The organism is Polaribacter porphyrae (genome assembly GCF_002954685.1).
Classification (GTDB): domain Bacteria; phylum Bacteroidota; class Bacteroidia; order Flavobacteriales; family Flavobacteriaceae; genus Polaribacter; species Polaribacter porphyrae.
Window position 1 is genome coordinate 124,887 of record NZ_MSCN01000001.1, and the last position, 23,927, is coordinate 148,813.

The 23,927-nt window shown below is 28.2% G+C and carries 18 protein-coding genes; 14 read left to right on the plus strand and 4 right to left on the minus strand.

Features of this window, described 5'->3' with window-relative positions; genetic code table 11:
* Positions 1 to 3 precede the first annotated feature (3 nt).
* The 6 genes from wecB to BTO18_RS00620 all read left to right on the plus strand — a co-directional run bounded on the left by wecB (position 4) and on the right by BTO18_RS00620 (position 8,263).
* Positions 4 to 1,149: a non-hydrolyzing UDP-N-acetylglucosamine 2-epimerase gene (gene wecB, locus BTO18_RS00595; protein WP_105014354.1), complete on the plus strand. Its 1,146-nt coding sequence runs from the start codon at positions 4 to 6 to the stop codon at positions 1,147 to 1,149.
* Between the two features lie 3 nt (positions 1,150 to 1,152).
* Positions 1,153 to 3,186 carry a glucosamine 6-phosphate synthetase gene (locus BTO18_RS00600; RefSeq protein ID WP_105014355.1) on the plus strand — a complete coding sequence of 678 codons (2,034 nt, stop codon included), beginning with the start codon at positions 1,153 to 1,155 and terminating at the stop codon, positions 3,184 to 3,186.
* A 12-nt stretch (positions 3,187 to 3,198) separates the two neighbouring features.
* Positions 3,199 to 3,780 carry a hypothetical protein gene (locus BTO18_RS00605; RefSeq protein ID WP_105014356.1) on the plus strand — a complete coding sequence of 194 codons (582 nt, stop codon included), beginning with the start codon at positions 3,199 to 3,201 and terminating at the stop codon, positions 3,778 to 3,780.
* A 70-nt stretch (positions 3,781 to 3,850) separates the two neighbouring features.
* Positions 3,851 to 4,978: a sugar transferase gene (locus BTO18_RS00610; protein WP_105014357.1), complete on the plus strand. Its 1,128-nt coding sequence runs from the start codon at positions 3,851 to 3,853 to the stop codon at positions 4,976 to 4,978.
* A 118-nt stretch (positions 4,979 to 5,096) separates the two neighbouring features.
* On the plus strand, positions 5,097 to 5,867 hold the full coding sequence (locus BTO18_RS00615) for a polysaccharide biosynthesis/export family protein (protein ID WP_105014358.1): 771 nt from the start codon (positions 5,097 to 5,099) through the stop codon (positions 5,865 to 5,867).
* 2 nt (positions 5,868 to 5,869) lie between these two features.
* On the plus strand, positions 5,870 to 8,263 hold the full coding sequence (locus tag BTO18_RS00620; RefSeq protein ID WP_105014359.1) for a GumC family protein: 2,394 nt from the start codon (positions 5,870 to 5,872) through the stop codon (positions 8,261 to 8,263).
* Between the two features lie 24 nt (positions 8,264 to 8,287).
* Here BTO18_RS00620 and BTO18_RS00625 read toward each other — a convergent pair whose 3' ends face one another.
* Positions 8,288 to 9,034 (minus strand): tyrosine-protein phosphatase, encoded by a 747-nt coding sequence (locus BTO18_RS00625; protein ID WP_105014360.1) that lies wholly within the window; start codon positions 9,032 to 9,034, stop codon positions 8,288 to 8,290.
* 133 nt (positions 9,035 to 9,167) lie between these two features.
* Between BTO18_RS00625 and BTO18_RS00630 the strand changes: the two genes are divergently transcribed.
* The gene (locus tag BTO18_RS00630; protein ID WP_105014361.1) at positions 9,168 to 10,019 is read left to right on the plus strand and encodes an N-acetylglucosamine kinase; all 852 of its coding nucleotides are present in this window, start codon (positions 9,168 to 9,170) and stop codon (positions 10,017 to 10,019) included.
* Here the strand turns inward: BTO18_RS00630 and BTO18_RS00635 are convergent.
* Together BTO18_RS00635 and gldJ are read right to left on the minus strand one after the other, a co-directional pair.
* Positions 10,012 to 11,271 (minus strand): UDP-N-acetylmuramoyl-tripeptide--D-alanyl-D-alanine ligase, encoded by a 1,260-nt coding sequence (locus BTO18_RS00635; protein ID WP_105014362.1) that lies wholly within the window; start codon positions 11,269 to 11,271, stop codon positions 10,012 to 10,014. The two genes, BTO18_RS00630 and BTO18_RS00635, sit on opposite strands and share 8 nt — an antisense overlap.
* Before the next feature lie 62 nt (positions 11,272 to 11,333).
* Positions 11,334 to 13,016, minus strand: a complete 1,683-nt coding sequence (gldJ, locus tag BTO18_RS00640; protein ID WP_105014363.1) for a gliding motility lipoprotein GldJ — start codon at positions 13,014 to 13,016, stop codon at positions 11,334 to 11,336.
* 196 nt (positions 13,017 to 13,212) lie between these two features.
* On the opposite strand from gldJ, the gene porU reads away from it, so the two are divergent.
* From porU to BTO18_RS00675, 7 genes are all read left to right on the plus strand, one after another.
* Entirely contained in the window at positions 13,213 to 16,608 is a 3,396-nt protein-coding gene (gene porU, locus BTO18_RS00645) for a type IX secretion system sortase PorU (protein ID WP_105014364.1), read from the plus strand.
* A 39-nt stretch (positions 16,609 to 16,647) separates the two neighbouring features.
* Positions 16,648 to 17,772: a type IX secretion system outer membrane channel protein PorV gene (porV, locus tag BTO18_RS00650; RefSeq protein ID WP_105014365.1), complete on the plus strand. Its 1,125-nt coding sequence runs from the start codon at positions 16,648 to 16,650 to the stop codon at positions 17,770 to 17,772.
* Positions 17,773 to 17,846: 74 nt separating this feature from the next.
* On the plus strand, positions 17,847 to 18,329 hold the full coding sequence (gene cdd / locus BTO18_RS00655) for a cytidine deaminase (RefSeq protein WP_105014366.1): 483 nt from the start codon (positions 17,847 to 17,849) through the stop codon (positions 18,327 to 18,329).
* Positions 18,330 to 18,713 carry a group III truncated hemoglobin gene (locus tag BTO18_RS00660; RefSeq protein WP_105014367.1) on the plus strand — a complete coding sequence of 128 codons (384 nt, stop codon included), beginning with the start codon at positions 18,330 to 18,332 and terminating at the stop codon, positions 18,711 to 18,713.
* Positions 18,714 to 18,833: 120 nt separating this feature from the next.
* Entirely contained in the window at positions 18,834 to 19,898 is a 1,065-nt protein-coding gene (locus tag BTO18_RS00665) for a 3-oxoacyl-ACP synthase III family protein (protein ID WP_105014368.1), read from the plus strand.
* A 172-nt stretch (positions 19,899 to 20,070) separates the two neighbouring features.
* Complete coding sequence (gene guaA, locus BTO18_RS00670) at positions 20,071 to 21,603, plus strand: glutamine-hydrolyzing GMP synthase (RefSeq protein ID WP_105014369.1); 1,533 nt, start codon at positions 20,071 to 20,073, stop codon at positions 21,601 to 21,603.
* A gap of 5 nt (positions 21,604 to 21,608) precedes the next feature.
* Positions 21,609 to 23,216 (plus strand): LysM peptidoglycan-binding domain-containing protein, encoded by a 1,608-nt coding sequence (locus BTO18_RS00675; RefSeq protein WP_226789072.1) that lies wholly within the window; start codon positions 21,609 to 21,611, stop codon positions 23,214 to 23,216.
* Positions 23,217 to 23,318: 102 nt separating this feature from the next.
* Here BTO18_RS00675 and BTO18_RS00680 read toward each other — a convergent pair whose 3' ends face one another.
* Positions 23,319 to 23,834: a hypothetical protein gene (locus BTO18_RS00680; protein ID WP_105014371.1), complete on the minus strand. Its 516-nt coding sequence runs from the start codon at positions 23,832 to 23,834 to the stop codon at positions 23,319 to 23,321.
* Positions 23,835 to 23,927: the final 93 nt, after the last annotated feature.

Here is a 23,927-nt window from a genome sequence, read left to right on the forward strand (position 1 = left end):
GTTATGAAAATTATTACAGTAATTGGAGCAAGACCACAAATAATTAAAGCTGCAGCAATTAGTAGAGAAATATTAAAAAATTACTCAAATAAAATTGAAGAAATAATTGTTCATACAGGTCAACACTATGATCAAAATATGTCGGAATTTTTTTTTGATGAATTAAATATACCAAGACCAAATTACAACTTAAATGTGGGTTCTAGTTCTCATGGAGTACAATCTGGAAAAATGATTGAAGGTATAGAAGAAATTATAATTAAAGAAAGCCCTCAATTTATTTTACTTTATGGAGATACTAACTCTACATTAGCAGGTGCTGTAGCAGCATCAAAAATAAATGTTCCAATTGTACATATAGAAGCAGGTTTAAGATCTTATAACAGAAAAATGCCTGAAGAAATAAATAGAATTGTTTGTGATCATTTATCAACATTATTATTTTCTCCAACATTAACAGGTTATAATAATCTAATTAAAGAAGGGTTTAGTGTAAAAAAAGAAAAGCCTTTTACCCCAGACAATCCGTGGGTTTTTCATTGTGGAGATATTATGTATGATAACTCTTTGCATTTCGCTAAAATTTCTGCTAAAAAATCTACGATATTAAGCAAATATAATTTAGTGCCAAATAAATTTATTTTATCTACAATACACAGGGATCATAATACTGACGTTCAAGAAAATTTAGAATCTATTTTTAAAGCTCTTTTAACCATATCTAAAGAATATAAAATAGTATTGCCATTACATCCAAGAACAAAAAATAAATTGAATGAAATGGAAGATAAAGATTTATATAATTCTATAATCAGTAATGAAAATTTATTGTTGATACCTCCTACATCATTTTTAGATATCATAGAATTAGAAAAATCATCTAAAATGGTTGTCACAGATTCTGGTGGAGTACAAAAAGAAGCTTATTTTTTTAATAAACCTTGTATAATCTTAAGACCAGAAACAGAATGGTTGGAAATTTTAGAAACTGGTAAAGCAAAATTAACTTCAGCTAATTATTCAGATATTATTGAGGCTTTTAATAATTTTAAAAGTTCAAAAGAAGAGGAGTTTCCAAAAATTTTTGGTAATGGTAAAGCCTCGCAATTTATTTGTAATAAACTATTTTCTAATAATAAAGAATTATAAATTATGTGCGGAATATTTGGAGTTATTACAAAAGAAGAAGCTAGGTACAGTAACAAGTTCTTAAAAAAATCATTAAAATCATTAGCAAAATTATCTGAAACTAGAGGAAAAGATTCTTCAGGTCTGTGTAGTTTAAATCACAAAGACAATAGTTTTGACATTATTAAAGGTCCTATACCTGCTAATGAACTATTAAAGAGATCTAAAGTTAAATACACCCTAGACAACTTGTTTTCTAAAGAAAATGATGATAAAATTAAGCTTGCATTTGGGCATGCTAGACTAGTTACTAACGGAACTCAATTAGAAGATTCTAATAACCAGCCAGTTATGAAAGATGATATTATTTGTATTCATAATGGTATTGTTGTTAATGTTGATGATTTGTGGAAAGAGCATCCAACTTTAGTTAGGGAGAACGAAATTGATACAGAGATTTTACCTGCATTAATTAGAATGGAACTCAACAAAGGAAACTCAATAGAATCTTCTGTTAAAAATAGTATTGATAAAGTTTTTGGAACCGCTTCAATAGCAACAACATTTGCAGATTTAGAAAAATTTGTTTTAGCTACTAATAATGGTTCTTTATATGTTATTCATAATAATAAAGACATTATTTATTTTGCTTCAGAAAGAGCAATGCTAAATGGTCTTATAGAAAAAATGTCTTTAAAAGATACAATTGGAGAGTTCGAGTTTTTTCAATTAAGAGCAAAAAACTTGCTTGTTTTAGATTTAAAAAACTTTACTTTTAACAAAAAATCTTTTTCAGAAATAGAAGAAAATAAAAAAAGTGAAGAGTTTTCAAGTACTAAAAAAGACCTAAATTTTTATAGTGAAGAATCTCGAAAAAAACAAATTTCAACAGTATTAGATTTAAATGAAATACATTTAAGTTCTGAAGCTGTTAAAGATAAAGACATGCTTATCTATCCTTTTGAGAAAATTAAAAAGCTCAAAAGATGTAAAAAGTGTATCTTACCAGAAACTTTTCCTTATATAGAATATGACGAAAAGGGAGAGTGTAATTATTGCAAAAATTACAAAAAGAAAAACCAATCAAGATCTTTAGACGAGTTAAAAGCTTTAGTTGAACCTTATAGAAGTAAAGACGGTTCTCCTGATTGTTTAGTTCCATTTAGTGGAGGTAGAGACAGTATGTATGTAATGCATGTTATAAAGAAAAAATTAGGTTTAAACCCAATTGCTTTTACTTATGATTGGGGAATGGTAACAGATTTAGCAAGAAGAAATATTGCAAGAATTTGTGGTGAATTAGGTGTAGAGAATATTATTGTTGCTGCAGATATGCACTGGAAAAGAACTAATATTAGAAAAAATATTAAAGCTTGGTTGAAAAAACCAGATTTAGGTATGATTCCTCTTTTTATGGCTGGAGATAAATTTTTCTTTTATTATGCTGATAAAGTAAAAAAACAAACAAATATAAAGTTAAATATTTGGGGAATTAACCACCTTGAAAACACGGATTTTAAAACAGGTTTTGGTGGTTTAGCACCACAATTTGATAAAGAAAAAATTTATTCTTTATCGGTTAAAAATCAGTTAAAATTATTTGGATTTGTTGGGAAAAATTTAATTCAAAGTCCTGGTTATATAAATCAATCTATTTTAGATTCTTTAGGTTCTTTTGCATCTAGATATGTTGCTCCAAAATCAGACTATTATCACTTATTTGATTATATGCAATGGGATGAAAAAACCATTGAAGATACTATTATAAATGAATATAAATGGGAAACTTCTATAGATACAAAATCTACTTGGAGAATTGGTGATGGTACAGCAAGTTTTTATAATTATGTATATACTTTAGTGGCTGGTTTTAGTGAAAATGATACATTTAGAAGTAATCAAATTAGAGAAGGTATGCTAACTAGAGAAGAAGGTTTAGCATTAGTTTATGATGAAAATAAACCTCGATATAACTCTTTAAAATGGTATTTAGAAATTATTGGTTTGGATTTTAGAGATGTTATTAAAACTGTAAATAAAATGCCTCAATTATACTAAACTTAATTTTATATGAAAAAATTGAAATTTTTTATCTTATTTTTTGTTGTTGTAAGTTATTCTCAATTAAGTTCAAGTCAAAATATAGATTCAGTAAGCTTTAATAAAAAATGGTTTGCATCAATAGATTATGGTATTCAAATGTCTGGAATTAAAAGTGAAGACTTTATAAGTTCTAATTATTCTCATTTAATAAGAATAATTGTAGGAAAATGGTTAAATAAAAATATTGCTATTCAAGGAGGGTATCAGGGAAGATATTTTAATGCAATAGCAGATAATGATAAACATTTTTATGATTTCTATTTTGCAGAAGTAGTCTTTAATGCTAAAAATATTTTATTATCAAAAAAAGAAGATAACAGGTTTTATGATTTGTTGTTTCATGTAGGGTTTGGATATTTTCAAAATCACTATTATGGTAATTCAGCTATCCACGGTATTATAGGAACAAGTAATCATTTTTCAATTTCTGATAGAATTAAAATTAAATTTGATATTGGAGCTATTGTTGGTTGGGATATTTACCAAGGAAATGATGACATTTTACCAAGTTTATCTTTAGGGTTGGTTTATAGCATGGGTAAAATTTAACATATTAATATTGTTTTTATATATTTGCATTATTCCCTAATAATCAGTAAAATATTTAAAAAAAAATATTATGAATGAAATAATTGCTAAAGGTAAGAAGAAAGAAATTAAATCAAGTTTTTTAAAAGATTTAGAAAACTGCTCTAACAATGAGCCAAAAGTCAAAAAATTAATTTTAAAAGAAGTTAATAATAATGAAGTTTTAGAGTTTATTCAAAAACATTTTGAATTAAGTTTAGAGCAAACATATATAACTTCAACTTCAACACTTTTTAATATTGATAGGCTAAAAGATAATAGTATTTCTAGCATTGTAAATTTAAAAAAAATAAATGATGTAAGATTTATCAATAAATTTTTTGAATCAATAAATATTAAATTACCAAATTCGGGGTTTTATTTAGGCTGTGTAGAAACGTATCCGAATAGAAGAAAAGTTTTGTTTGAAAAATATCCTCCAGTAATTAATTGGTTTGTATATTTTTTTGATACCCTTTTTACAAGAGTTTTTCCCAAATTAAAAATTACAAAAAAAATATATTTTTATCTAACAAAAGGTAAAGGTAGAGTAATTTCAAGAGCTGAAACTTATGGAAGATTGTATTCTTGCGGCTTTGAAATTGTAGATGAAAAAACGATAAATAATACTCTCTATTTTGTTGTTAAAAAAGTAAAAGACCCTATTTTTGATAACGACCCCACCTATGGTCCTATTATAAGGTTAAAAAGAATTGGTAAGAATAAGAAAAAATTTAATGTATACAAGTTAAGAACTATGCATCCCTTTTCTGAGTATCTCCAAGAGTATGTATATAATCAAAATAGTTTAAAAGAAGGGGGTAAAATAAAAGATGATTTTAGAATTTCACCAGAAGGTAGAGTTTTTAGAAAGTTTTGGATAGATGAAATACCAATGCTAATTAACATAATTAAAGGGGATATGAAATTAGTTGGAGTTAGACCTTTAAGTTCACATTTTTTTGGTTTATATACTAATGAATTGCAAGATTTACGTACTCAATTTAAACCCGGATTTATACCTCCCTTTTACGCAGATTTACCAAAAGATATGAATGAAATAATGGCATCTGAGAAAAAATATTTATTAGCATATTCTAAAGCGCCTTTTAATACAGATTTGAAATATCTATTACTTTCATTTAAAAATGTGTTATTTAAAGGTGCAAGAAGTAATTAGATGTTATATTATAAAGCTAGTTACTTAAAAATAAAATTTGTAAAAAAAACAATGTTTTTTATTTAAAAAGATGTCTTATAATTAAAAAATATATTACTTTCGCAACAAATTTTTTAATGTGAATAAGTCAGGGAAAATTCTTTGTGTTTTTTTAATAATTTTTTTTGTTTCGTGTGTTTCAAAAAAAGAAGTTATCTATTTTCAAAATGATGAAATAGAACAATCTAAAGTAAGCAATAGTTACAAAACTATTATCAAACCAGATGATGTATTACAAATTACCATTACTGCTTTGGATATAGAGGCGGTAAGACCTTTTAATCTAGCAGCAGTTACTTATTCTACAACTTCAAATTCTGCCATAGGGGTAGCGCAACAACAGACTTATTTAGTTGACAATAAAGGGGAGATTGATTTTCCTGTAATTGGTAAAATTAAAATAGGTGGACTAACCCGTGAAGAAACCATAGAGTTGTTAAGGAATAAACTCTCACCTGATTATATCAAAGATCCTAATATTAATATTAGAATTGCCAATTACAAGATTTCTGTAATTGGAGATGTTAGAAGACCTGGAAGTTATAGCATTCCGAATGAGCGAATTACCATTTTAGATGCATTAGCGCTAGCAGGTGATGTAAATATTTCAGGACAACGAAGTAACATTATGATTATCAGAGAAGAAGATGGTAGAAAAACACAATACAGAGTTGATTTAAGATCAAATAAATTATTGACATCACCAGTATATTATTTACAACAAAATGATGTCATGTATGTAGAGCCGAATTATGCAAGTATCCAGTCCGCTTCATCAAACTCAAATACTACTTTATTTATTTCGATAACTGGTTTACTCATTACCATCGTATCTCTTTTAACAAGATAAAAATGCTAGAACAAAAACACAACTATATAAACAATCAAGAATTAGAAGGCTCTCATAACATTAATATAAGAGAAGAGTTAGAAAAATACTTGGGAAATTGGAGGTGGTTTGTCCTTGGTGTCTTTTTGTCACTTTCTCTAGCATTTATTAATTTAAAATACACCACACCAAAATATAGTGCTACTGCTTCTATCATGATCAAAGACAATAAAAAGTCTGGTATTTCCCAAGAATTAGAAGCTTTTAAAGATTTAGGAATTATTGGAGGTGGTTCTGCGAACAATACCGATAATGAAATATACATATTAAAATCTCGTAAAATTATTGGGAATGTGGTGGATTCTTTGAACCTAACAACCTCCTATTTTACAGAAGGGAGGGTTTTGAATAAGGAAATTTATAAACAACGTCCAATTTCTTTAGAATTTATAAAAAATGAAGCAAACTTTATAGAAAAAGATACAACTTTTGTCATATCAATTATAGATAAAAATAATTTTGAAATAAAAGATGTTGAGGGAGTATTGATTCTGTCCTCAAAGTTTAATGAAATTATTGATAGTGAAATAGGGTTATTTAATATAGTACTTTCAAATGAGTTTGGACAAGATTTTAATGAAAAAGAGATCATAATTCGTCACAAAGGGAGAAATAAAATGATTGATAGTTATCGGAGTAGAATTAAGATAAGCGCTGTTAATATAAACTCAAGTGTATTAACCTTAAGTCTTGAGGATGCTGTGAAAAATAAAGCGGAAGATTTTTTAAATGAATTGGTAAAACAATATAATTTAGATGCCATTCAAGATAAAAATATTGTTTCTGAAAAAACAAGAGATTTTATTAAAGATCGTTTAAAAAGTGTTGGTAACGATTTAGGAATCATTCAAGACAAGGTAAAGAACTATAAATTACAATTTGGTATTACAGGTCTTTCATCAGAAGGAATATTAGCACTTGAAGCTGTTTCTGTAAACAATCAAAAAATAGCTGAAATAAAGAGTCAGTTGAATCTTGCTGAATGGATTCAAGAAAAATTAAACAAGGAATCTAAAGAAAATGATGTATTACCAACAAATTTAGGCTTTACAGATTTAACTATTACTTCATCTATACAGGCATATAATGAATTAGTTTTGAATAAAAACAAGTTGATAGTAACGGCGGGTAATAGAAATCCACAATTAATCGAAACCCAAAAAAGAATCACAACGTTGAATAAAAACTTATTATCGAGTTTAGCAAATTTAAAAAAATCACTCGAAATTCAATTGAGTCAATTAAATACAGAAGCCCAAAAAGTATCTTCAAAAATATCTGAAATCCCGCTTATAGAAAGAGGTATGATTGATATTAAAAGACAGAATCAAATTTATTCAGAATTGTACACTTATCTGTTAAAGAAAAAAGAAGAAACTGCTATTTCCTTGGCTGTTACTGTTCCCAATGCGAAAATTATTGATTTTGCTTATGGTTCTGATACTCCTGTCTCACCAAAAAAGAATAGTGTTTATTTAACAGCTTTAATTTTTGGGATAATAATCCCTTTTATAATTATCTCTTTAAAGAACTTATTAGATACAAAAATTCATTCAAAAAGAGATATTGAAGAGTTTTTATCAATGCCTTTTATTGGTGAAATTCCTCATTCTGATAAAGACGATAAAATAGTTGTTTCTAAAGATGCTAGAACAAGTATTGCTGAATCTTTTAGATTAGTGAGAACTAATTTAGATTTTATGCTAACAGATAATCAAAAAAATCTCGGTAAATCAATTTTTATTACTTCAACAACAAGTGGTGAAGGTAAGTCGTTTATATCCATTAACCTTGCTGCTGCATTATCATTATCAAATAAAAAAGTTTTGTTACTAGGACTAGATTTGAGAGCGCCTAAAGTAACCAAGTATTTAGGGCTTCCAGATAGAAAAGGTATAACAAATTATATTACATCTGATAATATTCAACTTGACGATATTAAATTCTCAATACCTGAAATAACAAATCTTGATATTATTTCTTCTGGAGTGATCCCACCAAACCCAGCTGAATTACTATTAAGTGATAAAATTGAAGATCTTTTTGAACAAGTTAAACAAGATTATGATTTCATTATTGTAGATACTGCTCCAGTAAATCTAGTTACTGATACATTGTTGGTTTCTAAATATGCAGATACATTTATGTATGTAGCGAGAGCAAATTATTTAGATAAAAGACTATTAAATATACCACAAGCTCTTTATAAAGAAAATAAAATACCTAATATGTCTATTTTATTAAACGATGTAGATGTTAAAAAAGGCTATGGTTATGGTTATGGTTACGGTTATGGCTATGGAAATAGTTATTTTGAAAATGAAAAAAAACCATGGTATAAAAGAATTTTCAGTTAAAAAATAAAGAGGTAAAAAAACTCTTTATTTTTTATCGATAGTTTTATTATTTTTTAAAATAGATTGAATAATATTTAAGTTCTTTATTGTTGAGATTTTTCTTAATAAATTTAAATGATTTTCATTATGAGCATCTGTACCTACAAAATCATAAAAACCTTCTTTTAATAGTCTTTTAGTTATTTTTTGAACACCTTTTCCATAATTATCAGTAAGAGATAATAAGTTTAATTGAAATAAACACCCTGCATTTTTTAGTTTTGTATAGATTCTAAAATTTTTATGATAAGTTGTATATCTTTCTGGATGTGCTAGAACAGGTTTATAACCTTTTAATTGCATTTGAAAAAGAATATCAAACAAGTTAATTGGAGGGCTAAAGTAAGACATCTCAACTAATACTAAATTGTCTTTAAGAGTTAATAATTCTTCATTGTTTTGAATCATTAGTAAGAATTTCTCATCCATCATATATTCTGCTGCTGCATCAATTTTGACATCAGTTATACCTCTTTTTAGTAATTCATCTTGTACTAATTTAAGTTTGCTTTTAATAATTTTTGGAGTATTTGGATACAAATCTCCTAAAATATGTGGAGTCGTTATAAAGTTTTTGATTCCATAAGAAGACATTCTCTGAATTAATTCAATTGAATTATCCAAATCAGTTGCTCCATCATCAATACCTGGCAAAAGATGAGAGTGAATATCAACAAATCCTTCAGGAAAGAATTCGTTTAGAGGTATTTGTTTTTTCTTAAAAAATAACATATCATATCTATTTAATCAAATTTACAACAATCAAAATAAAAAAAGTATTTTTTTAGAAACCGAAATCGATTGAAATTTTTTTTAAGTTGTATAACCTGTTTTCTTACTATATATTTGATTTAAAATAAGTAATATGATTTTAATCGCAGACGGAGGATCAACAAAAGCAGATTGGATAGCTTTAAACAAAGATAAAGAAGAGGAATTTAGAGTAAGGACTTTGGGTTTAAACCCTGCTGTAGTTGAAGAAGAAGAGTTAAACAATAGAATCATAAATATGTTTCAGCTCATAAATGTAAAAGATGATGTTCTAGAAATTCATTTTTATGGAGCTGGTTGTGGAACACCTAAACCTGCAAAAATCCTGAAAGATGTTTTGCAAACTATTTTTATAAATGCCAAAATTTTTGTTGCAGAAGACATGTTAGCTGCTGTATATGCAGCTTCTGGTAAAGAACCTGCATTAGTTTGTATTTTGGGTACAGGCTCTAATAGCTGTTATTTTGATGGACAAAATATAGAAATGAAAACAGCTTCTTTAGGTTATGTTTTGATGGATGAAGCTAGTGGTAATTATTTTGGTAAAATACTTGTAAGAGAGTATTATTATGATAAAATGCCAAAGTATATTGCTGAAAAGTTTGAAAAAGAATTTAATTTAGATGCTGATTATATTAAGAAGAATCTTTATAGAACTCCAAACCCTAATATGTATTTGGCGTCCTTTGCTAAATTTATGTTTGAGTTTAAAGAAGAAAAATACATTAAAAGAATAATAAAGAAAGGATTTCAAGAATTTTTTAAATATAGAATTTTGCCTTTTGAAAAAGATTCTAGCACTCCTTTGTTTTTTATTGGATCAATAGCATTTTACTTTAAAGATATATTAGATAAAGTAGCAAATAAATTCAATCTAAAGGTTACAGATGTAATTCAAAGACCAATTGACAATTTGCTGGAATACCATAGAGAAAATTTTAATTAATTACCTCTAATAGCCTTTCTAGTTGCATGCCTCTTGAACCTTTTACTAAAATAGAATAATTATATAAAGAGTCTTTTTCTAATGACTCTTTTAGTTCTTCAAAAGTTTTATATAGATTAATATTTGATTCAGTTTTTAAGAAATTTTCTCCAACAAAAAAACATTTGTCAAAAGTTAATGATGTAGCCAAATCGATAATATTTTTATGTTCTTGTATACTATCATTACCTAACTCAAACATATCACCTAAAATTATAGCTTTTGGCTTTTCTTTAAGCAAAGCAAAACTCTCTAGAGCAACTTTCATGCTAGATGGATTTGCATTATATGCATCCAATATAATTTTATTATGTTCTGTTTTTATAATTTGAGATCTATTATTTTTAGGAATATAACTTTCAATTGCAGATTTTATATCATTTGTAGATACATCAAAATGATTACCAATAGTAATAGCTGCTATAATGTTTGAATAATTATATTTACCAATTAGCTGACTTTGTATTTCTTCATTTTTATAAGATAGTTTTACAAAAGGATTCACTTCTAAAAGCGATAATTTTTCTAAATTAAAAAAAATAGTTTTAATATTTTTTGTCTTATCAATTTGGATTTTATCATCAGGATTTACAAAAGCGGTTTTGTCATTTTCTTTTAGAAAAGTATATAATTCACTTTTACCTTTAATAACGCCTTCAACACCACCAAAACCCTCTAGATGAGCTTTTCCAAAATTTGTAATATAACCGAAATCTGGTTCGCAAATAGAAGATAAAAATTCAATTTCTTTTTGATGGTTTGCACCCATTTCTATAATGGCAATTTCATGGTTTTTAGTAATTCTTAATAATGTTAAAGGAACACCAATGTGATTGTTAAAGTTACCATTAGTAGCAAGTGTATTAAACTTTTTACTCAAAACACAATTTATAAGTTCTTTTGTAGTCGTTTTACCATTACTACCTGTTAAAGCAATAACAGGAATATTTAATTGTTTTCTATGATAGTTAGCTAATTTTTGCAGTGTACTCAAAACATTATCAACAAGAATTATGTTTTTATGCGTTTTATATTCTTTTTCATCAACTATAGCATAACTAGCACCAAGTTTTAAAGCTTGTTCTGCAAATTTATTACCATTAAAATTATCTCCTTTTAACGCAAAGAAAATAGAGTTTTTACTGATTTTTCTAGTATCAGTATCAACTAGAGGATGTTCTAAATAAATCTTGTAAAGTGATGAGATTTCCATTCTTAAATATAAAAAAACCTCATTATTAAAAAATAATGAGGCTTTAAATCTATAATTTTGTTTTATCTACTAGGGTTTCTAGCTGTTCTTTTACCTGTGCCCATTGGCCCAACTTTATCAGATACACATCTAAATCCAATATAATTTGTAGCCATATATTCTGGTAAATATCTTCTTTGTGCAGGATCTAACCAATACTCTCTGTCAGACCAAGATCCGCCTTTATAAACTCTAGTTCTATCACTTATTAAAGTTGTCCTTTTTTTAGCATCGTTTTGTAAAATCTCTTTACCTGTAATACTATCAAAAACTCTTGTGGGTGCTTTTGGCGAATTGTACATACTTGGTCTAGATTTGAATTGATCTTCATCATCTTCATAGAACCTAGAAGAGTTTAAATCACCATCGCCTATATTTGCATTATCTGCTCTAGCAAAGTTTCTTCTTAATGAAGCATCTGTTTTAGTGATAGGAACATATTTTATGGTACCTGGTAATTGTTTAGGTACAATTTTACCATTAGCAAGAGTATCATATTCTATTTCAGGAGCATCATCAGTTGCAGCAAAAACTACATTACCTTCTTCATCAATCATCTTTTTAGTAAAAATATTACCTCTATAATAATTGAAGTCGTTTGCTTCATTGTCTATGATAGGTCTATAAACATCAGAAACCCATTCTGCTACGTTTCCAGACATGTCATACAAACCAAATCCGTTTGGAGGATATGATTTAATTTTGTTTGGTATATCAGAACCATCAGAACTCCAACCAGGCAATCCACTATAATTTCCTTTACCTTGCTTAAAATTGGCTAATTGATCACCTCTAGTTCTTTTGTTTTTAGATCTTGAATATTTTCCATTCCAAGCATATTTTTTTCTACCTCTTATATTATTATATTCTCTGTTCTCTATGTTTGCTTTAGCTGCAAATTCCCATTCAGCTTCTGTTGGTAATCTAAACCCTTGTGTTAAAATACCATCTGCTTTGGTAATAGGTCTTCCTTGAAAAGCATCTCTACTTGGTCTTGGTTGCCCTTTTTTTCTTGGAGTTCTACCTACACCTCTTTTGTAAATAGTGCTATCACCTTGAAAAGATTTGGTATTATCTGTTAAAAAAGCATCAGTATCAAAAGCATTACTAACACTATCCATTTCAAAAATGTTTTTAATATGTCCTTTATCTATTAGCGTTTTTAAATTAACAGCGTTTGTTCTCCATTTACAATATTCGTTAGCTTGTAACCAACTCACACCAACTACAGGATAATCTGCATAAGCAGGGTGTCTAAAATAGTTATCTGTTAAAATATCTGTATTTCCTAAACTCTTCCTCCAAACCAAAGTGTCTGGTAAAACAGAAGTGTAAATATGCTTGTATTTTTCTTCTGATGGCGAAAAAACATCTTTTGTATATTGTACGTACAAGAAATATTCTGAATTTGTTACTTCAGCTTCATCCATAAAAAATGAACGAACATGTATCTTTTTAGGAGTGGTATTCCAATCAAACATTACATCATCTTGTACTTGCCCCATAGTAAAAGAACCACCTTCAACACCAACCATACCTAAAGGAGGTTTTTGCCCTTTAAAAGAACTGTTTCTTATATAGTTACCATTTTTAGGATCATTAAAAGTTAAACCTGTTAATCTAGATTGATTAGATCTTGATTTATTACAGTTTACAAATGATAAAATTGTAAGTAATACTAGAGATATTTTAAATATGCTTTTCATTTCCTAATTTAAAATTGATAGGTTTTTATAACAATGCAATTTACGATAATTATACTTTCTAACAAGTAATTTCTTTAAATTAAAACATCATTATTTTTCACTTATTCTAGTAAACGATTACTTTTTTAATTTAGTATAAATTATCTTTGTTTTCTGTAAAATATGTAAGCATTATTTACGTTATTTGAGTACTTATATGAAAAAATTTTTTTTACAAATTTTCTTGATATTTCTAGTGCAGAGTAGTTACACTCAAATAACTAATTCTGTATTGTCTTCTGGCAATTGGTATAAATTTTCTGTAGATACTACAGGTGTTTTTAAAATTGACAGAGGTTTATTACAACAAATAGGTATATCATTAAACGGTTTAAATCCAAAAAAGATACATATTTACGGTAATGGAGGGCAACTTTTACCTGAATTGAATAGTGATTTTAGATATGATGATTTAGAAGAAAATGCTATTTATATAGAAGGAGAAAATGATGGTTCTTTTGATGGTAATGATTATATTTTATTTTATGCAAAAGGACCACATGATTGGACAATAAATTCAACTTCAAATACAGCTAGGCATAGACAAAATATTTATTCTGATAAAGCCTATTATTTTATTACAGTAAATGATGTTGATGGAAAGAGAATTCAACAAAAACCAGCAAATAATAATATTGCATCTGTTCAAGTAAACACCTATGACGATTTTACATTCTTTGAAAAAGAAGAAAGAAGCCTACTAGCTGTTGGTACACAATGGTTTTTTAACGAAGATTTTAATATAGAAAATACCCAAACTTTTACGATTCCTTTTCCAAATGCGGTTTCAGGAAATAATATTAACGTAAGAATAAGAGGAGTTAGTAATTCTGTAGTTTCATCTACTATGGATGTAAAAGTGAACGGACAAAACATTTTTGCCATAAATTATCCTGCTATAAATTCTGCATCATTAACAAAAGCATTTGCTATTGAAAGAACAGGGAGTATTGCCAATACGTTAGATAAGATTTCAGTAGAAATTACATATAATAACAATGGTAACCCTTCAGCAAATGCATTTTTAGATTTTATAGAAATTACAGGAAAAAAGAATTTATCTTATAATAATAAACAATTTTCTTTTAGAAGTTTTGAGCAAGAAGACGCAACAGGTTTTGTTGAATTTCAAATACAAAATGGGCAAAATGCCTTACAAATTTGGGATGTTACAAACTACACAAACCCAGAGCAAATTATAAATCAATCAACAATAAATAATTTTAGTTTTATTGATGTTGGTGGACAAATGAGAGAATATATTATTGTAGACGAAAATGATGCTTACATACCAGAAACTGTAGAAAATTCAAAAATAGAAAATCAAAATTTACACAGTTTAAAAGACATAAATTATATCATAATTACAAATAATGAACTTTCTGGGCAAGCACAAAGATTGGCAGATTATCATACTACAAATAGCAATCTAACAACTAAAGTAGTAGTGTTAGACGAAATTTATAATGAATTTTCTTCAGGTTCAAAAGATATTACTGGTATTAGAGATTTTCTAAAACATGTTTATAATACAAACACATCAGCAGATAAAAAGTTAAAATACGTATGTTTTTTTGGTGATTCTTCCTACGATTATAAAGATAGAATTCAAGGAAACAACAATATTGTACCAGTTAAATTATCTACATCAAGTTTTAATTTGGCGAGTTCATGGGTTACAGATGATTATTTTGTAATGCTAGAAGATAACGAAGGTACAATGCTAACCTCACACTCTATTGATGTTTTTTCGGGTAGAATACCAGTTTCTAATGTTGCAGAGGCTACTGATGTTGTTGATAAAATTTTATCTTATTATAGTAAAAAAGCAATTGGAGATTGGAGAAATACCATTACACTTTTAGCAGATGATATAGATGTTGCAGGTGAGGAAGTTATAGAACAAGGAGTAGAGTCTATTGCAGATGAAATTAAAAACAACAAACCAGTTTTTAATGTTAATAAAATTTACGTAGATGCCTTTGTTCAACAAAATTCTTCTGGAGGAGAACGTTATCCAGAAGTAAATAAAGCCATTACCAATGCTATAGAAAAAGGAACTTTGGTTTTTGATTATTTTGGTCATGGAGGAGAAGATGGTTTTGCATCAGAAAGAATATTAGATGTACCACAAATACAATCCTTCAATAACCCAAACACCTTACCTTTATTAATAACAGTTACGTGTGATTTTTCTAGATTTGATAACCCAAATAGAATTACAGCAGGTGAGTTAAATTTTAAAAGTAAAACAGGTGGATCTGCAGCAATGGTTACAACCACAAGAGAGGTTTTCATATCTACAGGTCAGCGATTTAATGAACAATTGATTCGTATTTTATTAGGTTTTAATAATGAGGATTTTACTATAGCAGAAGCACTTGCAACAGCAAAAAATAACTTTTCGAGTTCTCAAAAATTCTTTATTTATTATTTTGGAGACCCAGCTATGGAATTAGCAGTTCCAGAGCCCAATGTACGTATTACAAAAATGAACGATAAAGACATAACAACGTCTTTAGATACCATAAAAGCATTATCTAAAATTAAGTTTGAAGGTGTTGTTACTGATAATTCTAATGCAGTTTTATCAAATTTTAATGGTACTTTATCAACAACAGTTTTTGATAAAATAATTAATAAAACTACGTTAGATAATGATGGTTTTGGTATAAAGATGGTTTTTGATACCCAAGATAGTAAGCTTTTTAGAGGGAAATCTACTATTGAAAACGGTCAGTTTAGCTTCGATTTTATTGTACCTAAAGATATTAAAGTAGCTTTTGGTAAAGGTAAATTAAGTTTTTATGCAGAAAATGGTGAAATAGATAAAGCTGGTGCAAATTTTGATGTTGTTGTTGGTGGCATTAATGAAAATGCACCAGATGATACTGTTGGGCCAGAAATCAACTTATTTATGAATGATGAATCTTTTATTGATGGAGGAAATACCAATACATCACCGAATTTAATTGCTGTTTTAAAAGATGATAGTGGTATTAATACATCAATTACTGCTGTTGATCATGATATTGTTGCTATTTTAGATGGAGACACTACAAATCCAATCATCTTAAATGATTTTTACGAAACTGAATTAAATGATTTTTCTAAAGGAAAAGTAAACTATACATTAAGAGATTTAGAAGTTGGCCCACACACATTAAAATTGAAAGCTTGGGATACTTACAATAATTCATCAGAAACTACGTTAAACTTCGTGGTTGTTAGTGATGCTATCCTAAATTTAGAAAATGTATTGAATTATCCAAATCCTTTTGTAAATTACACAGAGTTTTGGTTTAATCACAATAAACCTAACGAACCTCTAGAGGTACAAGTTCAAATCTTTACAGTTTCTGGTAAATTGGTAAAGACCATCAATCAAAATGTACAAACAACAGGTAATTTATCAAGAAATATTACTTGGAATGGTTTAGATGATTTTGGTAATAAAATAGGTAAAGGAGTTTATGTTTATAAACTCAAAGTAATATCAACAGCAAGTAACTTGGTTTCAGAGAAGTACGAAAAATTAGTAATACTTCAATAAAAATTAGATATTTGTAAAACAAAAAATCAAAAATAAAAAATGAAAAAATTAGGATTTTGTCTTGCACTTTGTGCTTTAGTAAGTTTAAAAATTAATGCACAAACTTCAATTAATACAAGTGAAATTGGAGGTATTACAACTGCAGCACCTTTTTTGTTAATTGTACCAGATGCTAGAGCAGGAGCAATGGGAGATATGGGTGTTGCTACTTCTGCAGATGCATGGTCTTTGTTTCATAATGCTGCAAAAACTGCATTTATGGATAGGCAAATAAAAACAGGATTAACCTACTCTCCATGGTTACGTAATTTAACAGACGATATTTTTATTGGTGCTGGTTCTTACATCAATAGATTCAGCGAAAATGCAGCTTGGGGAGCAGAGTTTAGATATTTTTCTTTGGGACAAATAGATTTAACTGACGGTTCAGGAAACTCTATTGGTACTATAAATCCAAACGAACTTGTATTTACTGGTTCTTACGCACTTAAATTAAGCGAAACTTTTTCAATGGGTGTAGGTTTAAAATACATTCGTTCTAATTTATCTTTTAATAATACAGCAGGTAACACTATAGAACCTGCTAATTCTTTTGCAGTAGATATTTCTGGGTATTACCAATCTTTTGAAGAAAACTATGGTAATTTTAATGGACGTTATAGAATTGGATTTAATATAACCAATCTTGGACCAAAAGTATCTTATGGAGGTAATAGAGAAGATTTTATACCAACAAACCTAAAATTTGGTGGAGGATTTGATTTTATTTTAGATGATTATAATATTATATCTACAAATGTTGAATTCACGAAGTTGTTAGTCCCTTCAGTAGGTGCTGACCAAGACCAAGGTTGGATTCAAGGTGTTTTTAGCTCTTTTGGTGATGCACAAGATGGTTTTAGTGGAGAATTAGGTGAAGTTACATATGCACTAGGTGCAGAATATTTGTACAATAATGCATTTGCACTTAGAACTGGGTATTTTCACGAAAGTGAAAATAATGGAAATAGACAATATTTTACAATCGGAGCAGGTTTTAAAACAAATGCTTTAAATATTGATTTATCGTATTTAATCAATTCTTCTGATGTTAATAACCCATTAGAAAACTCTTTACGTTTCTCATTATCATTCGATTTAGGTGAAATTTATGACAATTATTAAAACAAATTATTTTTAGTAATTTTATAACAATATAAAGCAGCACCAAAAGGCTGCTTTTTTTGACTATTTTATTTATGAAAAAAATAGAAATATCAACATCAGCAATAGTTTATAATAGTATTTCAGAATTATCTATAAATGATAAAAATCTTATGAATAAAGCTATTGAAGCTCGTGAAAAAGCCTATGCTCCTTATTCTAAATTTAATGTAGGTGCTGCTTTATTGTTAGAAAATGGTGAAATTATTTTAGGAAATAACCAAGAAAATGCAGCTTATCCTTCAGGAATGTGTGCAGAAAGAGTAGCAATTTGGAAAGGTGGTTCAACGTATCCTAATGTAAAAATCTTAAAGTTAGCTATTTCAGCAAGTTCAACAACTAGCAAAGTAGATAAGCCTGTAGGGCCTTGTGGTGCTTGTAGGCAAACGTTATCAGAATACGAAATCAAGCAAAAAGAACCTTTCGAAATTTTATTTATGGGAGAAGTTGGTGAGGTTGTAAAAACAGAATCATTAGCTTCTTTGTTACCTTTTTCTTTTGATAGTTCTTATTTATAGATGAAAACTGATATTTCTTCAAGAAATGATATAAAACTCATTATCACAAAATTTTATGATAAATTGCTTGCTGATAAAAAAATGTATCCTTTTTTTGAAGATATAATTAAACGAAACCATCTTGATTATCATTTAGAAATTATTACAGACTTTTGGAATGATGTTTTATTTGATACAATTACCTATTCCAATAATGTAATGCAAAAGCATTTAGATAAAAATACTTTTATCAAGTTTCAAAAAGAGCATTTTTCTATTTGGGTGTCGTATTTTTCACAAACAATAGATACTTATTTTGAAGGAGAGAAATCTACTCAAATGAAAACTCGAGCACTCTCAATAGCAACAGTAATGAAGCTTAAGCTGAATATTTACAAAAAGTGAAACTATTTCTTTAGACTAGATTATTAGGTAAACCTTTATTTGAACCTTCCATTACTATGCGTGCATAGTAAATTTCTTAACCTTGATTTTAATAACTTGCTACACTATAACACATAATCTATGATTTCATCTAAAATAACAGGAACAGGCACGTTTATTCCATCCCTTATAAAAACAAATTCAGATTTTTTAAAAGAAGAATTTTTAAATAGTGATGGTTCTGATTTTTCTTATAGTAATGATGTAGTTATAGAAAAATTTAAAGCCATTACTGGCATAGAAGAAAGACGTTATGCAATTAAAGAATATACAACATCAGATTTGGCTTTTTTTGCTTCAAAAAAAGCTATTGAAGATGCTAGTATTAATCCAGAAGATTTAGATTATATTATAGTGGCTCATAATTTTGGTGATGTGAAACAAGGTGCAATCCAAGGAGATACTCTACCAAGTTTAGCTTCAAGAGTAAAGTACCTTTTAAAAATCGAAAACCCAAATTGTGTGGCTTACGATATTTTGTTTGGTTGTCCTGGTTGGGTAGAAGGTGTTATTCAAGCCCAAGCCTTTATTAAAGTTGGTATGGCAAAAAAATGTTTGGTAATAGGTGCAGAAACTTTATCAAGAGTTGTAGATAAACATGATAGAGATGCCATGATATATAGTGATGGTGCAGGAGCTTGTATTGTTGAAAAAACAGATGAACAAGATTCAGGAATACTTGGTCATGCATCACAAACCTTTGCAAAAGATGAAGCCTATTTTTTACATTTTGGTAAATCTTTCAATACTAATTTAGATAAGGATACACGTTACATTAAAATGTTTGGCCGTAAAATTTATGAATTTGCGTTAACCAATGTTCCATTAGCTATGAAATCAGCTTTAGAAAAAAGTAATGTTGCCATTGATGAGGTAAAAAAAGTGTTTATTCATCAAGCAAATGAAAAAATGGACGAAGCGATTATTAAACGATTTTACAGATTGTATAAGAAACCAATTCCAAAAGGAGTAATGCCAATGAGTATTCATAAGTTAGGCAATAGCTCTGTAGCAACAGTGCCTACTTTGTTAGATTTAGTTTTAAAAGGTAAAATTAAAAATCAAGAAGTAAATAAAGGTGATGTTATTATACTAGCTTCAGTTGGTGCAGGTATGAATATTAATGCAGTTGTTTATAAATATTAGACTCAAGGTTTTAGACATCATTTTATGTAACACAAAACTAATATCTCTGTATTTTTGTTATTTTGAGAAAGAATAAATTACAAATTCTAACCACTTTTCTACGAATTCTAATCCATTTAAAAATTCTAATATATAATGTCAAAAATCTAATATCAAAATATTATTTTTGCGCATGCAACAAAGTGTCCTTATTTTAGATTTTGGCTCACAATACACACAGTTAATAGCCAGAAGAGTTAGAGAATTAAATATCTATTGTGAAATTCATCCTTACAATAAAATTCCTAGCAAATTAGCTAATTTCAAAGCAGTAATTTTATCAGGTAGCCCAAACTCTGTAAGAGGAGAAAATGTACTGCATCCAGATTTATCAGAAATTAGAGGCAAAAAACCTTTGTTAGCTGTTTGTTATGGTGCACAGTATTTGGCACATTTTTCTGAAGGAAAAGTAGCAGAATCTAATACTAGAGAATATGGTAGAGCTAACTTGTCATTTATAAAAAATAATGAAGCTTTCTTTAAAAATATTTCAGAAGGGAGTCAAGTTTGGATGAGCCATTCAGACACCATTAAAAAGTTACCAGAAAATGGAGTACTGTTAGCAAGTACTAATGATGTAGAAAATGCTGCTTACAAAATTAAAGGAGAGAATACGTATGGAATCCAATTTCATCCAGAAGTATATCATTCAAAAGATGGTAAACAATTACTAGAAAACTTTTTAGTAGATATTGCTGATGTTGCTCAAGAATGGACACCAGATTCTTTTGTAGATAGCACAGTAAACGCTATTAAAGAAAAAGTTGGAAATGATAAAGTAGTTTTAGGGCTTTCTGGAGGTGTAGATTCTACAGTTGCAGCTGTGTTATTACACAAAGCAATAGGTGAAAACCTATATTGTATTTTTGTGAATAATGGTTTGTTACGTAAAAATGAGTTCGAAAGTGTATTAAATCAATACGAAGGTATGGGTTTAAACGTTAAAGGTGTAGATGCATCAGAGCGTTTTTTGAAAAAGTTAGAAGGTATTACAGATCCTGAAGGAAAAAGAAAGGCTATAGGTAACACATTTATAGATGTTTTTGATGATGAAGCGCATCAAATTAAAGATGTAAAATGGCTAGCACAAGGTACTATTTATCCAGATGTAATCGAATCAGTTTCTGTAAACGGAGGTCCATCTGCAACTATAAAAAGTCATCATAATGTAGGTGGTTTGCCAGATTTTATGAAGTTAAAAATTGTAGAACCTTTACGTATGATTTTTAAAGACGAAGTACGTAGAGTGGGAGCATCAATGGGAATTGACAAAGAACTTTTAGGACGCCATCCTTTCCCTGGCCCAGGATTAGGTATTAGAATTTTAGGAGATATTACATCAGAAAAAGTTCGTATTTTGCAAGATGTAGATGCTATTTTTATCAATGGTTTAAAAGAAGATGGTTTGTATGATAAAGTTTGGCAAGCAGGAGCAATGTTACTTCCTGTAAATTCAGTTGGAGTTATGGGTGATGAGAGAACTTATGAAAAAGTAGTAGCTTTAAGAGCAGTTGAAAGTACTGATGGTATGACAGCAGATTGGGTAGATTTACCATACACGTTTTTACAAAAAACATCAAATAAAATTATAAATCAAGTAAAAGGAGTTAATAGAGTTGTATATGATATCAGCTCTAAACCACCTGCAACTATAGAATGGGAATAAAATATATGAAGCATTTAAAGTTTTTTATTTTTCTATGCTTGTTAACGTTCACAGTTTCTTGTGGGCAGCAAATAAGATATATTCAATATAAGGTTAAGGAAGGCGAATCTGTGAGTAAGATTGCCCAAAAGTTGGATATGAAAGAAAAAGATTTAATTCGTTTAAACCCAGGTATTGATAGTTTGCCAAGAGCAAATTCTTATATTGTTGTACCAGAAAAGAAATTAGAAGAATTTAAAAGAAAAGGAATAACTAATAAAGAGATTGTTTCCGATTCTATTTCTAAAAATGATGATTTAATTGACAAAGATAAATTGGTTGATGAGTTATTACCGAAATTTGTTACTTACGAAATAAAAAAAGGAGATACTTTTTATAGTTTAAAAAAGCAATTTGATGTAACTAGAGGGGAGCTAATACTATTGAACCCAGAATTAACAGAAGGATTAAAAGTAGGTCAAGTTCTAAAAATAAAAGAAATTATACCAGAAGTTATTATAGATGAAGTTTTTTACAATGATTTTATAGATTATAATACTTCTATAAAAGCAGCTATTTTATTGCCTTTCAGAACTCATAAATATCAAAATGACACCTTAACTTTAAAAGAAATTTTTGGAAGAAATGCGACTTTATTAAATATTGCTACAGATTTTTATTTGGGTGCTGAAGTTGCAGTAGATTCCTTGAGAAAGCAAGGTGTTGATATAGAGTTAAATGTGTTTGACACTGGCAATAGAAGAACTAATAAAATTATAGAAATTATCTCGAATAACAATTTAAATGAGAATGATGTTGTGATTGGACCCTTATATTCAGAAGAAGTTCAAACAGTTGCATCTAATGTTAACATTCCTATTGTTTTTCCTGTTTACTCTAGCAATCAATCTAGTTTTAGCTCATCAAATATTATTAAAACTTCTCCTGATAAAAAAGTATTTAGAGAAGAGTTAGAAAACTATTTTAAAGACAATTTTGTCGAAGGCAATATTGTAATTGTAAGTGATGGTAAACAAGAATCTTTACAAAACAGTAATTATTTACAATCTTCATTAAGCAATAATACAACAGCAAATACAGTTAATATTATAACACCACAAGATGGTTACATAGAGAAAAGTAGATTTTTAGAATTACTGCAACCAGAAACCAAAAATTGGGTTATTATAGCAACTGATGATAATATCATTGTAAACGATGCAATAAACAGTTTAATCAGTTTACCAGAATTAACAACTGCTAAAGTTTTTACTTTTGATAAAGGACGAGTTTATGATAAAATTGATAATAGAAAACTTGCAAAACTAGGTTTTACTTATGTAAGTGATGAGTATTTAGATACGAATTCTTTTAAATCTAGAGTTTTTACAAAACACTATTTAAAAAAGAATAAAGCATTACCTTCTTTTTATGCTACTAAAGGTTTTGATATTACATATGATATTTTAGTAAGATTAGCCAGTGGTAAAGATTTAAAAGAAACTTTTGAAGAAGGCCAGTCTGCAAGAGTAGAAACAAAATTCGATTATAGAAACAGTACTTATTTACCAGAAAATAAAGGCTTATTTATTGTACAATACAATGAAGATTTAACTTTAACAAAGTTGAAGTAAGTATTTTGTAATACTGAACTTGTTTCAGCATCTTATAAAACAAATTAATAGAACAAAAAATCCGCTTTAAGCGGATTTTTTTATATCTTAAAAAGGAAAAAACTAGATTTTTTTCATTTGTTGTTTCATCATTTGCATTTGTTCTTTTAGCATACCATGTTTGTCTAATTTTTTAGCTTCAGCCATTAGATTAGTAGCTTCACGTTTACGTCTTTTTGTCATTGCAATTCCTGCTAATTGTAGTTTAGCCATAGCTAAATCATGATCCATTGCTAAACCTAATCTAACTGCTTTACGCAAATATTTTTCTGCTTGTGTAATGTTTGTTTGGCTTAACATAATACCATGCAAATAATTGTAATACCCTTGTTGTTTTGTAGTTAAAGCAGCTTCAGGGCTTTTTATATAACCTAACCATTTTCTAGCTCCATCAAAATTTTGCTTTCTCAATTGTAAAAAAGCTAATAAAATAAATTCATTTTTAAAATAAAGCAATACAAAAATACCAGCTAAAAGAAGTATAGAAATTCCGTTCATTATATTTCCTTGAACAAATTGATATACAGACCAAGCTGTAATTAATGTTGCTAAAACTAATTTTATATTTTTATTGAACATTGGTTCTTATGTTTATTTAATAATGGGCAAAAATACATTTTCTTTAGATAAATACCTATAAGGATTTTAAAACCTTGTAGATGATTAATAGGT

Coding starts and splice junctions, on each gene's coding strand:
- wecB (WP_105014354.1), top strand. CDS start 4: ATGAAAATTATTACAGTAATTGGAGCAAGACCACAAATAATTAAAGCT.
- BTO18_RS00600 (WP_105014355.1), top strand. CDS start 1,153: ATGTGCGGAATATTTGGAGTTATTACAAAAGAAGAAGCTAGGTACAGT.
- BTO18_RS00605 (WP_105014356.1), top strand. CDS start 3,199: ATGAAAAAATTGAAATTTTTTATCTTATTTTTTGTTGTTGTAAGTTAT.
- BTO18_RS00610 (WP_105014357.1), top strand. CDS start 3,851: ATGAATGAAATAATTGCTAAAGGTAAGAAGAAAGAAATTAAATCAAGT.
- BTO18_RS00620 (WP_105014359.1), top strand. CDS start 5,870: ATGCTAGAACAAAAACACAACTATATAAACAATCAAGAATTAGAAGGC.
- BTO18_RS00625 (WP_105014360.1), bottom strand. CDS start 9,034: ATGTTATTTTTTAAGAAAAAACAAATACCTCTAAACGAATTCTTTCCT.
- BTO18_RS00630 (WP_105014361.1), top strand. CDS start 9,168: ATGATTTTAATCGCAGACGGAGGATCAACAAAAGCAGATTGGATAGCT.
- BTO18_RS00635 (WP_105014362.1), bottom strand. CDS start 11,271: ATGGAAATCTCATCACTTTACAAGATTTATTTAGAACATCCTCTAGTT.
- gldJ (WP_105014363.1), bottom strand. CDS start 13,016: ATGAAAAGCATATTTAAAATATCTCTAGTATTACTTACAATTTTATCA.
- porU (WP_105014364.1), top strand. CDS start 13,213: ATGAAAAAATTTTTTTTACAAATTTTCTTGATATTTCTAGTGCAGAGT.
- porV (WP_105014365.1), top strand. CDS start 16,648: ATGAAAAAATTAGGATTTTGTCTTGCACTTTGTGCTTTAGTAAGTTTA.
- cdd (WP_105014366.1), top strand. CDS start 17,847: ATGAAAAAAATAGAAATATCAACATCAGCAATAGTTTATAATAGTATT.
- BTO18_RS00660 (WP_105014367.1), top strand. CDS start 18,330: ATGAAAACTGATATTTCTTCAAGAAATGATATAAAACTCATTATCACA.
- BTO18_RS00665 (WP_105014368.1), top strand. CDS start 18,834: ATGATTTCATCTAAAATAACAGGAACAGGCACGTTTATTCCATCCCTT.
- guaA (WP_105014369.1), top strand. CDS start 20,071: ATGCAACAAAGTGTCCTTATTTTAGATTTTGGCTCACAATACACACAG.
- BTO18_RS00675 (WP_226789072.1), top strand. CDS start 21,609: ATGAAGCATTTAAAGTTTTTTATTTTTCTATGCTTGTTAACGTTCACA.
- BTO18_RS00680 (WP_105014371.1), bottom strand. CDS start 23,834: ATGTTCAATAAAAATATAAAATTAGTTTTAGCAACATTAATTACAGCT.